The organism is Laspinema sp. D2d, from assembly GCF_025370755.1.
Taxonomy (GTDB): domain Bacteria; phylum Cyanobacteriota; class Cyanobacteriia; order Cyanobacteriales; family Laspinemataceae; genus Laspinema.
Genome location: NZ_JAMXFC010000016.1, coordinates 108,496 through 122,116, shown reverse-complemented (window position 1 = coordinate 122,116; position 13,621 = coordinate 108,496). Strand labels below are relative to the sequence as shown.

The window sequence follows — 13,621 nt, the reverse complement described above, 5'->3', positions numbered from 1 at the left end:
GACACAGGGGAGGGGACTGGAGGTGTAGCTGAAATCTGCGGGTTCTGGCAAGGACCACCGGGGGGAGAGGGTTGAGCCGATCGCTAGGACAGGAGGACCCCACCCTAACCCTCCCCAAGACACAGGGGAGGGGACTGGAGGTGTAGCTGAAATCTGCGGGTTCTGGCAAGGACCACCGGGGGGAGAGGGTTGAGCTGATCGCTAGGACAGGAGGACCCCACCCTAACCCTCCCCAAGACACAGGGGAGGGGACTGGAGGTGTCGTGGAGAAAGGGTGGGGCCGATCGCCCCAACCACAGAAACCGGCAGGGGTGACAAACCCTCGCCGGTTGTAGGTTTTTTAATAATTGGGGATTGTTAATTTCTAATCTGAGTAGTCTTCCGTGGGTTCGTCTCGATCTTCGGAAATCGAATAGGGTTGGGGGGTTGCTCGCTCGTTGAATTCTAAGGGTTTGCGTTGGGAGGGGGGTAGGCGATCAACGGAACGGCGATGGGAACTGCTGGGGCGTTCGGAGGTCCGGGTAAAGGTTTTCCAGGCAGTTTTCATGCCAGTAAACACGCTGCGGGTGGTAATTTGGACTTTTTTGGCTTGCTGTTTGGCGCTGCCAAGACTGCGATCGACTTCTTTAACCATGTTGCTGGCACTTTGAACCCCTTCGGTGACATCATCAGTGAGGTCACTGATTTCCATGCCAGTGAGTCGAATCGCTTCCAGGGTCGGGGGAAATTCCCGAGACAGGGTATCGGCTAATTTCTCCACGCTGCGCGCGGCGCGGGCGATCGCCTGCAATGCCGGAAGTGCCGCCAGCAGTACGAGGATCAGGCTGACAGCAACGAGTAAAAACGAAAGTCCAAGCCAAAACAAAGGGTCTGTCACAAGTCGGGTTTTACGGGGAAGGATTCAGGGATGGGTAGAATCGGGAATGGGGCTGGTTTGGGCCAACATTACGGCTGACGATCGCTCGCCTCGGAGGATACCTCGACTTCCGGTTTGGTGAGCATTTCCCGTTCTTGTTGGGTGGCTTCAATTCCAGCGGCGATCGCATCTCGGAGGCGATCGAGGGTTTCATCCCAATTTTTTAAGGCAGATGCAGAGAGGCGATCGGCTTGGATCTGCACGCTGCTGGAGACATCTTCTGCAATTTCTGGCAGCGCTTGGGCCGTTTTTTTCAAGATGCGCCTCGTCTGGCGTGAGGTTTGAGGGGCCACCAGCAATCCGCTGAGGGTCCCGATCGCTGCTCCGAGGAGCATTCCGCCCATAAAAATTACTGAACGATTCTTGCCCATTTTAGTGAGTTTCTAACCTTATTGACATTCTAGGTGGCTTTTGCAGGAATAGTCAGCGGCTGACTCAACTTGTCACGATGTTTACGGTTATTTCTATCTTTTGGGGTATGTTTATAATGTCCTGGGCAGCTTTGGGTTTCGGCGTCGGCGCTGGAGGATGGACTGACGGACCCAGGCTGTTTGTCCTAAACTCAGCAGTTGCACAATCTGTCGCAAGCGTAACAGTTGTAACTCGACTTGCTGATATCGGGTTCTGAGGTTACGAGTCCCGAGTTCTCCTTGGGCTAAGGCAGCGGGGGTGGCGTGGAGGACATCGTAGGTAACGCGATCGGCATTCAAGATCGATTGGGTAGCCTGGTTGATGGTGTGTTTGAGTTTCCACAGTCTCCAAGCAACGAAGAAGAAGACCAGAGATAAGATCACGTTCAGGATAATGACTGCGATTAGCATCGTTGTTTTGGGTCCCCAAGCCGAGTCCGAGTTGAGTTGAAGATCATCTGACTAACTTCTTGAGTTTATCAATATTTTTGCTATGATTGCTCCGGTCTAACCTCTCATCATTGCGATCGCAATTTAACCGTTTTAATGAGTCAATTTACACCAGGAATGATTGCCGCCGGTCACCCCTGTACCGCCGAAGCCGGAATTGAAATGTTGCGATTGGGTGGCAACGCTTTTGATGGGGCGGTTGCCGCTATGTTAGCATCTTTCGTGGCTGAACCTGGCCTGACTTCGGCAGCCGGTGGAGGGTTTCTGCTCGCCCATACGCGCGATCACAATCTCCTGTTTGATTTTTTTGTGCAAACTCCTCGTTCTAAACGTAAGGCTGAAGACTTAGATTTTTATCCCGTTCCTGTTGATTTTGGGGGCGCGGTGCAGGAGTTCCATATTGGCTTGGCTTCGATGGGCGTACCGGGTAATCTGGCGGGGGTCTTAGCGGTTCACAAAAAGTTAGGACAGTTACCTTTTAAGGTAGTAGTTGAACCGGCGATTCATTATGCGACTGAGGGTGTTGTTCTTAATTCTTTTCAAGCCTATTTATTACAAATTCTGACTCCAATTTTAACGGCATCTCCCGCAGGAAAACAGATTTATGCTCCCCAGGGACGATGCTTAAAAGCCGGGGATAAACTTTACTTGAAAGATTTAGCGGCGACTTTAGGGTATTTAGCTGAAGCAGGAATTGACGAGTTTTATCAGGGGGCGATCGCAGAACAACTCGTTAAAGATTGTCAAGGGCATGGCGGCTATTTAACTCGGGAAGATTTAAGCGAGTATCAGGTGATAGAACGAGAACCGTTAGTCACTCAATATCGGGATGAAACCTTTCTAACCAATCCTCCCCCCAGTTCGGGGGGGGTTCTCATTGCATTTGCTTTAAAGTTATTAGAATCCGTGGACTTTCAAGGGTTGCACTTTGGGAGCGATCGCCATTTGCAGCACTTAGCAGATGTCATGCGGTTAACCAATCTAGCTCGCAGCAAGGGCTATGATGAAAATCTCTACATCCCGGATTTTGCCCAGGAGTTTTTGTCCCCAGAACATTGCGCTGAGTATTTGAGTATTTTTCAGTCTGATTGTAATCGATTGGGGAGTACGACTCATATTAGTATTATGGATCGGGAAGGGAATGCCGCCAGCGTGACGACCTCTAATGGGGAAGGGTCTTCTTACATAATTCCGGGAACAGGAATTATGGTGAATAATATGCTGGGAGAAGCGGATTTGAACCCCACTGGATTTCATCAATGGCCGGAAAATAGACGTCTATCTTCAATGATGGCCCCTACGATGGTTTTGAAAGAAAATCGCCCGGAAATTGTTTTAGGGTCGGGGGGGTCTAATCGGATTAGAACGGCTATTTTACAAGTGATTTCTAATGTGATTGATTTTAAGATGGATCTGGAAAGGGCGATCGCATCTCCTCGGGTTCATTGGGAAAATGGGGTGTTTCATCTCGAACCGGGGTTTGAGAGAGCGGAACCCGAATCTTTATCTAATCTCATGTCACAGCAAACCCAAGAGGTCATAAAATGGACCGAAAAAAATATGTTTTTTGGAGGGGTGAATGGGGTTAGAATGAGAGCAGATGGGGAGATAGAAGCAGCCGGTGACCCCCGCCGAAATGGGGCGATCGCTCAAGGTAAACGCCTCTGAAGACTGACTACAGACCCCTGCGCCCTGTTGTCGTGGGCAAGTCCCGCAATCTCAAACTGTTCATACCCGTTTCTCAATCTATACTCCGTGGGGCAGAAGGAAGATAAACCGAGTTTCTTTACACAATCTTTGCAAAGACAGCACGTTTCTCTGTACTAGAATTCCGGTTTTTATCCCTATAATCTAAACCTGTACTGATGCTCTAGGGCAGAAGGATAATATGCTAGAAGCCAAGCCAGAAAACCCCTAACTCTCTGCCTTTATTTATCCCGGCCACCCATCTTTAACAATTAGGGTGTCCAAGATTAAACGGGCTGATTATAGAAATTTCAAAACTTGGAGATTCTGAGATTTAAGAAAGGCAAAGTAAGTTACCAATTTTCACAGAAAATCGAAGGTTTATCACTAATAATAAGTATTTTAAAGGCTGGATTTTATGTAGAAGTATTTCCTAGAATTTAACAGAAAAAACCATATTGAAATTCTTTTTTCCTGAATAAAAAGATAGGATAGGGAGTACAACAGTGGGACTCTGGTCAGGTTATTCTGTCTTAGAGAGGGAAAATGGGTCTCATTAACTTTGTCCAACATAACTCATACGGTTTACAGTAAATAGTAGACTTTTTGCAAAATTACAAAGAGATCCCTTTACCCCTGGAAGGAAGGGGGGATGGGAATTGAAGCGAGAGGTCTAGTCAAGCCTAAATGAGGAACACCATTTATAGTCATGGCAAGAGTAAGCAAAAGGAGCGCAACTGATGAAGACCATTTTGGTAATTGAAGATGAACAAGCCGTCTTGACCAATATCTTGGAAATCCTTGAAGGAGGGGGATTTAAGGCGATTGGTGCTGAAAATGGACTCACGGGCATCGCCCATGCTCAGAAATATCTTCCCGATTTGATCCTGTGCGATGTGATGATGCCTGGACTCGATGGACATGGGGTATTAAGTCAATTGAGAGAGTCACCCCCGACGGCAACGATCCCATTTATTTTTCTGACGGCTAAAGCTGATCATTCGGATTTACGCCAAGGCATGAATTTAGGAGCAGATGATTATATCACCAAACCGTTTCGCCGAAAAGATTTATTAGAAGCGATTAATACTAGGCTAAATAAACAAGCGGCGGTGATGCAGCAGTATGCAACGGAGCGTCAGCGCGCGGAAGGATTGCAGGCTAAAATGTATGAGCTAGAAGAGCTTAGTCAGACCAAAGATGGCCTGTTGAAGAAATTAGTCGAAGATTTACGAAATCCACTTTCTAAGATTAATTTGGCAATTCATATGCTGAAGAATACCCCCCAGGGAACTTCTACAGAACGGTATCTGGAGATTTTACAGGAAGAGTTTGAGCGGGAAATTCACTTGATTAATCAAGTATCCGAGTTGCAAGACTTGTTGACGGCAGATAATTTCACCCTGTTACGGAAGTTTAACCTCTTGGGAGGCAATTTGGAAAACCCCCCAAATAAACGATACTAACTCCGCTGTAGACGGAGCCATCAGGACTCAATTAGCCCGAAGGGAGAATTTTGCTCCAAAATCTGGGAAAATTTAATCACCCGAATCAGCGGTATTGTCTCAACTCTAACCACCGGATAGCAAACCAAGACTCTCCCAAAATACAGGATGTTAAAGCTCTACTGAAGGGGTTATGAAAAAAATTTTAGTGATTGAGGACGAAGAGTTAGTCCGTAACAACATTGTCGAAATTCTGGATACGGTGGATTTCAGGGTGATTGGAGCATCCAATGGAGGCATCGGTGTCCAATTGGCAGAAGAACACCTACCGGACCTGATTTTGTGCGATGTGATGATGCCGGAATTGGATGGGTATGGGGTACTGGCGGCCCTACGGAACAATCCGGTGACGGCGACGATTCCCTTTATTTTTTTAACGGCGAAAGGGGATAAAACGGATATCCGCCAAGGGATGAATTTGGGAGCGGATGATTATTTAACGAAACCGTTTCGGCGTAAAGAGTTGCTAGGGGCGATCGAGGCGAGGTTGATTAAACATGATACCTTATATCAGGGTTACACTCGGGAGCCAAGCCGTGCAGCCGCTCCAGTGGCGGACCTAGCGCCTGAACGCCCGGACTCAATCTATTCGGATCATTTAACAAATTTGCCCAATCAACTGTTAGTCCGAGAGCAGTTTGAACCCTTGCGCGATCGCATCCATCAAGAAGGCGGTTCGATCTGGATTTTATTAATTGGGTTAGACCGATTTAAGCGGATCAATAAGACCCTGGGTCATGATTTTGGCGATCGCTTGCTGATGGAAGTGGCTAAGAGATTGAGCCAATGTGTCCGCCCAGGGGATATTCTAGCGCGACTACATACGGACCAATTTGCGATCGTCCTAGCATCGGGTTCTGACAAGGGCGATCGCCCGACTCTCTCAGACTCTCGGTACGCTTCTTCGATTTCTACCCCCAAACTGATTCCCGAGGCGATCGCCCAACCGATTTTGGACCGCCTCATTCAACCGTTTTACTTAGAGAACCGGGAAATTTTTATTACCGCCAGCATTGGGATTAGCATTTATCCCCAAGATGGGGAAGATGTGGACCAATTGATGAAAAATGCCGGGGTTGCTATGTCTTATGCCAAGCAACTGGGGGGCAATCAATACCAATCTTATACCCCTACTTTACAAAGTGAATCCCTCGATGACCTCACCCTAGAAACGAGTCTGCGCTATGCCGTTGAACGGGAAGAATTGCAACTCTATTATCAGCCCATTGTCGGGTTAAAAAATGGGCGAATTGTCGGTGCAGAAGCTTTAGTCCGGTGGCACCATCCTCAACGCGGCATGATTTCTCCGGTTCAATTTATCCCCTTGGCAGAACAAACCGGCTTAATTGCCCCGATCGGGGAATGGGTTCTGCAAACTGCCTGTAATCAAACTAAATCTTGGCAAACGGAGGGTTTGCCCCCGGTGCGCGTTGCGGTTAATCTGTCCTTTCGGCAGTTTAATCAAGTGGATCTGAGCGATCGCTTAGTTCGGATCTTAGATGAAAGTGGACTGAACCCGAGTTATTTAGAATTAGAACTCACGGAAAGTATTTTAGTGCAAAATGTGGAGTTGACTATTGCTAAATTGAATGAATTAAAATCGATGGGGGTTAAAATCTCCTTGGATGACTTCGGCACGGGGTATTCCTCTTTAAGCTATTTGCAACAATTTCCGTTTGATTTATTGAAAATAGACCGCTGTTTTGTTCAGGATATTAATACCAATACGACCAATGCTGCTTTAACGAAAGCTATTATTCAAATGGCTCATTCTTTAAATTTAAAAGTAATTGCAGAAGGGGTGGAAACCTCCGAAGAATTGGCGGTTTTGTATGAAAATCAATGCGATAATATTCAAGGGTATTTCTTTAGTCGCCCGGTAAAAGCAGAGGACTTTAAACGAATGCTCCAAGAAGATAAGCATTTGGAGCGTCAATCTTACAGTACAAGCCATTTTAAGGATTAGGGCAACACCGAGCAAGGGATCAATCCCTCGTCTAAACTCTTGCGTTCATTAGATGCGCGATCAATCGCCCTAACCCCTGGAGTAAACGCCAATCGGCTTTTTATATTTTTGCAATCCGTTTACTGTAAGGTTGAGGTGTAATGACCTCCCTTGTCAAGTTCCTACAGGGGTCACTATTTCTCAACCTATGGATGGAGAGATTGAACATCAAGAATAAGATTAACTGGGATTGATGGAGACTATTAGAAAACCCCAAGGGTCGAGATAGCGGTTAAAATCCCATTTTTTCCCCCGATCTCTGCTTATTTTGCCACAGATTAGGGCCAGAAATCCAATGGGTTGTTTGAGCCTACATTTCACAGGTTATCCGGAATCCGGTTGTCGGAGGTCTTTTAAACCCTACACTCTCAAGGGTGGGGTGATATGGATGAAGCCTGAGAAGCCCAGACTGAAGCGTAAAATCAATCTTTTACAACCGGATTTGGGATTAGATAGGGTCCTAACGAATTTAGGAGATTTCAGCCTCTATCGAAGGTCCTAATCAACCCTTTAATAAAAATTATTCTTAATAGTCCATCAAAATATTTTATAAGAGTTTTAAGGTCATAACGCTTATGGAATCAAATTTTTAGCGGTAACTACCCAAAAATCTATTGAAAATAGAATATAGATCTATAGAATGTGGGTCTAATCTATTTCATTCTGTACCCAGGTCCTAAGTAATCCATCAGTAGAAGACTCTACAAAGCGCTGCTGGTCTAAAACAACCCAAGTTTGCACCATTTCCTGAAGATGAGCGATCGCCTGAATATCCGATTGAATCTAAGCCTCGAATGCCACCCGTTGAAAGTTCCACCCAATTTCCCCTTAAAAAGGGCGATCGCCCTAATGAACCGAGCGCGATCGAGCTATGTTTTAGTCTTAAACCCTCCCTTAACCCATCCGCCAGAAACCGGCTATGGTCTCTTTACGGAGGAGGATTTCGTCACTCTGTTTGCTGATGGACTTAAGGAAGAATCCCGGCCCATTTCCTCAGTGTTGACCCAATCAATTATTCCGCTCAAAGTGACGGATTCGGTAGATCCATTTTCCCTCTTCTGTTATATGGAAGCGCATCAAATTCCCTATTTGCCAATCCAGGACAGTCAGGGAAAACTACTCGGCGTTGTCACCTATGAGAGTCTTCAGCGAGGGTTACAACCGAGGGAGTTGCGGCAACAGGGACTGGCCGGTGAACGGATGAGTCTGGCGATCGCCACAGCTTCCCCGACGGCTTCCCTTTTACAAGTGATTCAACTGATGGCAATTCATCGCAGCAGTTGTGTGGTGATCTGTCACCGGGAAAAGGAAATATCCAGCCCGGAATTGAACCCAGAGACCCGATTAAATCCCTCCTTTCCTATTGGCATGATTACGCGACGAGATCTAGTCCAATATCATGCCTTGGGATTAGATTTGGCAAATACTCCGGCATCCCAGGTGATGAGCCAACCCTTATTATTTGGAAATCCGAAAGATTCCGTCGAACAGATTCATGCTCAAATGCAAGAGGCTTGGGTCCGACATTGGGTGATTGTTACAGCAACTCGGGAATTAGTCGGGATTGTGACTCCCATTGAAATTCTCCAAGGGTGGAAAGAATGTCTTGAAGCGGAGGGCAATCAAGGGGTGCAAAGTCAGGGGATGGGGAAAGGACCGGCGACGGAAACAGAAGTACCACCGGGGAATTCTGAAGTTGAAACCAGCCACCCCGGAAGATTCCCGGACCAACAGAGACAAAAGTCCCCATTTCGTGAGGCGATCGCCTTTTCTACTGTTGCTTTACAACAGGCATTGGAACAGCAGCAAGCGGAGATTTTTCATCGGCAACTGGCCCAAAAATTACTCCAATTTAGTGAGGAACGATTCCGTCAGCTTGCCGAGACGATTGAGCAAGTCTTTTGGCTGGTTTCCAGTGACTTGAAACAGTTGATTTATATGAGTCCGGCCTTTGAGACGGTGTGGGGAATTTCCCGATCGCAATTAGAGCGTAAGGAAGCCGGGGAATCGGGGAATTATCTGACAATTTTGCAACAGAGTTTTTATTGGGAAGAGGGGCAACCGACTTGGGAGAATTGGCCCCAGCAGGTTCTGGCTGCGGGGGAACTGGAAAATCGGATTGTGCAGCCTGATGGCACTCTGCGTTGGGTGCATTCGCGAGGGTTTCCAGTTTATAACGATCAGGGCGAGGTGTACCGGATTGCCGGGATTACCACGGATATTACCCGTCGCAAAGCGGCGGAAGCGGCAAGGCGGGAGAGTGAAGATCGGTATCGTCAGTTAGTGGAAACGACGACGGATTGGGTGTGGGAAATCGATGCGGCAGGGATATACACCTATAGCAGTCCCAGAATTGGTCAGATTTTAGGGTATGAACCGGCGGAGGCGATCGGGCAACGCCTGGATACCTGGATCGTGCCGGAATGGGCGGAGGAAGAACGGCGCTGGGTTGAGCAATTGGCGACTCAACCGGAACCGTTTAGCTGCAAGGAACGGGTGAATTTGCATAAACAGGGAACAGTGGTGGTGTTAGAAAGCAGTGGGATACCGATTTTTGATGAGATGGGGAAATTAGTCGGCTATCGGGGAATTGATCGGGATATTACGGCGAGAAAGGAAGCGGAAGCAGCGCTGCAGCAGATTAATCAAGAGTTGGAACAGCGGGTGCAAGTGCAAACGGCTGAATTGCGAGAGTTAATTGGACAATTGCAAGGGGAGATTGCCCGTCGGCAAGAGGTTGAGTCGGCCCTCAGAGAGAGTGAGGAGCGCTTGGAGAGCATTTTGGGGTCTTTGAATGATGTGGTTTGGTCCGCTTCAGCGCAGACGGGGGAATTGTTGTATTTGAATCCCGCTTTTGAGAGAATTTATGGGCGATCTCGCCAGGAGTTTTTTGAACATCCGGAGTTGTGGCGGGGGGTGGTCCATCCGGACGATAGCGATCGCGTTCGGGAGTTTTTCGAGGCGTTACTGGTGCAGGGGTCACAAGATGTAGAGTATCGGATTATCAGACCCGATGGCGAGGTCCGATGGTTGGAGGATCGGGCTCATTTAGTTTATGATGCCACTCGCCAAGGGTTCCGCATGGATGGGGTGGCGCGGGATATTACGGAACGCAAACAAGCAGAAGAGGCGATCGCCCTCTCGGAAAGACGGTTTCATGCCATTTTTAACCAAACGTTCCAATTTATGGCCTTGTTGAGTCCCGAGGGGGTGATTCTGGAGATGAACCAGCGGGCATTGGATGTCTGGGGGTTAGCCGGGACGAATCCGATCGGGCGGGCGTTTTGGGAATGTCCCTGTTGGCAGCCTACGGATCCCCAGGAAGGGGGAGAGGGTCTGGGGGAGTCGGGGGAGGAACCTCAGTGTTGTTCGATTCAAGGGGCCAATCGGTTTCGTGGGGCGATCGCCCAGGCAGCGGAGGGAGAGTTATGGCGGGATGAGGTGGAAATTTTTGGACCCCAAAACCAACGAGTGACCATTGATGTCTCGATTAAGCCGGTACGAGATGAAGGCGATCGGGTGATTCAGTTGATTGCGGAAGGTCGAGATATCAGCGATCGCAAGCGCCTAGAAACGGAAATTTTTGAGCGGGAACAACTGCTGAATTCATTTTTTAAAGCCAGTTCCAGCGTTTCTCTCGGACTGGGAATTGTCAATGACCAAATGCAGTTTATCCAAGTCAACGAAGCCCTCGCTGAAGTTCACGGTTTATCTCCCCAAGAACATATCGGTAAAACCGTGAATGAAATTATGCCCGATGTCACCCACCAAGTTCAATCCTTAGTGGACGAATTATTGAAATCCGGGACGCCGATCCTCAACTTGGAACTCTCCAGTGAAAAACCCTGTGAACCCGGGGTTCTCCATCATTGGCTAACTTGCTACTTTCCTGTTCCCCTGAAAAATGGTCGGGCGCGAGGGGTGGGGTTTATCGTCCTCGACATCACTCAACGCAAAAAAGCGGAACAAGCGCTGCGTCAGATTCAAGAACGGTTAGAATATCTGCTGTGTACGAATCCGACAATTATCTATAGTTGTAAGCCTACCGGAGACTATGCCTTGACCTTTATCAGTCAAAATATCCTACGCCAGTTCGGTTATGAGGCGCAGCAATTATTAGATAATCCCAATTTGTGGTTTGAGTGCATTCATCCTGACGACGCAGAACGGCTTTTTGCCCATATCTTTCGTCTGCAAGAACGCACTCAGGAGATTTATGAATATCGAGTGAGACATCAAAACTCGACCTATCGTTGGGTTCGAGATGAACGGCGTCTGGTTTGTGATGCCCAGGGCAATCCTTTAGAGATTGTCGGTTCGATGTATGATATTACCGAGCAAAAAAAAGCCCTCGGACAACTTAAAGCATCCTTGCAAGAGAAAGAGGTCCTCCTCAAGGAAATTCACCATCGGGTGAAAAATAACTTGCAAGTCATTTCGAGCCTGCTTAACCTCCAATCCCGAAGCATTCAGGATTTAGAAACCCGGACTCTATTTCAAGATAGCCAAAACCGCATTCAATCCATCGCTTTTATCCATGAAAAACTGTATCAGTCTCGGGACCTCGCTCAGGTGGATTTTTCTCAATATATTCAAACCTTATGTATCCATTTATTTCGGTCTTATGGTATGAGTCCCCAGCGCATTAGCCTGGATCTTCAAATTGATGATATCTTTTTGAGTGTAGATACCGCAATCCCTTGCGGTTTGATTGTAAATGAACTGGTGTGTAATGCACTCAAACATGGATTTCCCCCGAATGGGACTGGGGCGATCGAGATTACCCTCCATCGCACCTTCCAAGAGGAGGATGATCACAGCAAACGAGATTTTATGATGAGGGTTCGGGACAATGGGGTTGGCTTTCCCAGTGAGATAGACTTTCGGAAAACCCGCTCTTTGGGGATGCAGTTGATTAATACTTTAGTGAAACAACTCAAAGGAACGATTGAGTTGGATCGCAGTAGCGGGACTGCTTTTCAGATTGTCTTTTCGGCCAAACATCATCCGTTGGGAGAGGAGAGACATGAGTAACGAGAAAATTTTGGTCGTAGAAGATGAAGGGATTGTTGCCTTAGATATCCAAACGATTTTAGAAGATTTAGGCTATCAGGTTCCAGTGGCGGTTGCTTCCGGTGAGGAGGCGATTCAAGCAGCGGCTGAAATCCAGCCGGATTTAGTCTTGATGGATATTCATTTGGAGGGCAGCATTGATGGGGTGACAGCGGCGGAACAAATCCGCGATCGCTTCAATATTCCCGTGGTATATCTGACAGCTTATAGTGATGAGGATACTCTCCAACGGGCCAAGCTCACCACCCCTTTTGGGTATTTAATTAAGCCTCTGGAAGCCCGTAGTTTAAAATCTACCATTGACATGGCGATTTATCGTCATCAAATTGAACAGGAACTTAAACAAAGTAAGGAATGGTTTGCTACCACCTTACGTTCCATTGGGGATGCAGTGATTGCAACCGATGAAATTGGACGAATTCGGTTTATTAATCCGGTAGCTGAAACCTTAACCGGGTGGAAACAAGCGGAAGCTTTGGGGAAGGATATTGGGCAAGTCTTTCGGATTACCCATGAAATGTCAGCCGCGATCGCCCAACGGTTAGGAACTGGAGAAGTCCCGACGGAAAATTTAGTAGAAGCTCCCAATGAACGAGTTTTAATTGCTAAGAATGGCAGCAAAATTCCTATTGATGATACCGTCGCCCCCATTGGCGGAGAAAATGATAAAATTATTGGCGCGGTCTATGTATTTCGAGATATTACGTCAAAAAAAGCCACAGAAGTTTTACAAAAAGAGAGAATTCGTTTAGAAACCGAAGTAAAAGAAAGAGCCTTAGCCGAAGCAGAAATCCGGCGTTTATTAGAAATAGAAACAGAATTAAGTGAATTTAAAAGCCGATTAATTACGACGATTTCTCATGAATTTAGAACCCCCATGAGCGTTATTTTATCCTCGGCTGAATTGCTGCAAGTTTATAGTGATACCTGGCCGGAAGACCGCAAAGAGACGCATTATCAACGGATTAAAACTGCCATTGAATATATGACAGGAATGATAGAAGATGTTACCTTAGTGGGGCAAGCCGAAAGCGGACATTTGGAGTTTCAACCGCATCCAGTCGAGTTAGTAGATTTTTGCACTCGGACAGTGGATCAAATGAAAGTAACAACAGGCGATCGGCATCACCTTCAATTAATCGCCCACACCGAAAAAATTTCCGCCCTCATGGACTCCCAACTCCTGCGACAAATCCTTAACAATTTATTCTCCAACGCCATCAAATACTCCCCCCAAGGCGGCGAAATCACCCTAGAACTTAGCACTGAATCCGAACCCGCCACAACCAATCTCCATCAGCCCTCCAGCCTCGTTGTCTTTCGGATTAAAGACCCAGGAATTGGTATTCCCCAACAAGACTTACAACAACTTTTTGAGTCTTTTCAGAGGGCTACAAATGTGGGTGCAATTAGGGGGACTGGATTAGGATTGGCGATCGTCAAAAAATGTGTAGAATTACATGGAGGGCATATCGAAATTGAAAGTGAAATCGACCGAGGCAGCACCTTTATCGTCAAAATTCCCCTCCAAACTCCATCCTACGATGTTATTTTAGCTGAAATATAAAACAGACTT

The 13,621-nt window shown here is 47.1% G+C and carries 8 protein-coding genes; 5 read left to right on the top strand and 3 right to left on the bottom strand.

The annotated features are described in order from the left end of the window. Positions 1 to 364 precede the first annotated feature (364 nt). The 3 genes from NG796_RS13010 to NG796_RS13000 all read right to left on the bottom strand — a co-directional run bounded on the left by NG796_RS13010 (position 365) and on the right by NG796_RS13000 (position 1,737). Positions 365 to 877, bottom strand: coding sequence for a DUF948 domain-containing protein (locus NG796_RS13010; RefSeq protein WP_261207252.1), 513 nt, complete (start codon positions 875 to 877; stop codon positions 365 to 367). 68 nt (positions 878 to 945) lie between these two features. Beyond that, positions 946 to 1,287, bottom strand: coding sequence for a YtxH domain-containing protein (locus NG796_RS13005; RefSeq protein ID WP_261207251.1), 342 nt, complete (start codon positions 1,285 to 1,287; stop codon positions 946 to 948). Positions 1,288 to 1,398: 111 nt separating this feature from the next. Beyond that, a complete protein-coding gene (locus NG796_RS13000; protein ID WP_261207250.1) occupies positions 1,399 to 1,737 on the bottom strand; it encodes a hypothetical protein in 339 nt (112 codons plus the stop codon). 135 nt (positions 1,738 to 1,872) lie between these two features. Between NG796_RS13000 and ggt the strand changes: the two genes are divergently transcribed. From ggt to NG796_RS12975, 5 genes are all read left to right on the top strand, one after another. After that, positions 1,873 to 3,444 (top strand): gamma-glutamyltransferase, encoded by a 1,572-nt coding sequence (gene ggt, locus NG796_RS12995; protein ID WP_261207249.1) that lies wholly within the window; start codon positions 1,873 to 1,875, stop codon positions 3,442 to 3,444. A 758-nt stretch (positions 3,445 to 4,202) separates the two neighbouring features. Next, complete coding sequence (locus tag NG796_RS12990; RefSeq protein ID WP_261207248.1) at positions 4,203 to 4,928, top strand: response regulator transcription factor; 726 nt, start codon at positions 4,203 to 4,205, stop codon at positions 4,926 to 4,928. 172 nt (positions 4,929 to 5,100) lie between these two features. Further along, entirely contained in the window at positions 5,101 to 6,933 is a 1,833-nt protein-coding gene (locus tag NG796_RS12985; RefSeq protein WP_261207247.1) for a GGDEF domain-containing response regulator, read from the top strand. 774 nt (positions 6,934 to 7,707) lie between these two features. Beyond that, positions 7,708 to 12,006: a PAS domain S-box protein gene (locus tag NG796_RS12980; protein WP_261207246.1), complete on the top strand. Its 4,299-nt coding sequence runs from the start codon at positions 7,708 to 7,710 to the stop codon at positions 12,004 to 12,006. Next, positions 11,999 to 13,612, top strand: a complete 1,614-nt coding sequence (locus NG796_RS12975) for an ATP-binding protein (protein WP_261207245.1) — start codon at positions 11,999 to 12,001, stop codon at positions 13,610 to 13,612. The genes NG796_RS12980 and NG796_RS12975 overlap by 8 nt, the downstream gene beginning before the upstream one ends. The last annotated feature ends 9 nt before the right edge of the window (positions 13,613 to 13,621 follow it).

Bases quoted from the DNA above. Each gene is read 5' to 3' on its own strand.
- NG796_RS12990 (WP_261207248.1), top strand. From the start codon at position 4,203: ATGAAGACCATTTTGGTAATTGAAGATGAACAAGCCGTCTTGACCAAT.
- NG796_RS12985 (WP_261207247.1), top strand. From the start codon at position 5,101: ATGAAAAAAATTTTAGTGATTGAGGACGAAGAGTTAGTCCGTAACAAC.
- ggt (WP_261207249.1), top strand. From the start codon at position 1,873: ATGAGTCAATTTACACCAGGAATGATTGCCGCCGGTCACCCCTGTACC.
- NG796_RS13005 (WP_261207251.1), bottom strand. From the start codon at position 1,287: ATGGGCAAGAATCGTTCAGTAATTTTTATGGGCGGAATGCTCCTCGGA.
- NG796_RS12975 (WP_261207245.1), top strand. From the start codon at position 11,999: ATGAGTAACGAGAAAATTTTGGTCGTAGAAGATGAAGGGATTGTTGCC.
- NG796_RS13000 (WP_261207250.1), bottom strand. From the start codon at position 1,737: ATGCTAATCGCAGTCATTATCCTGAACGTGATCTTATCTCTGGTCTTC.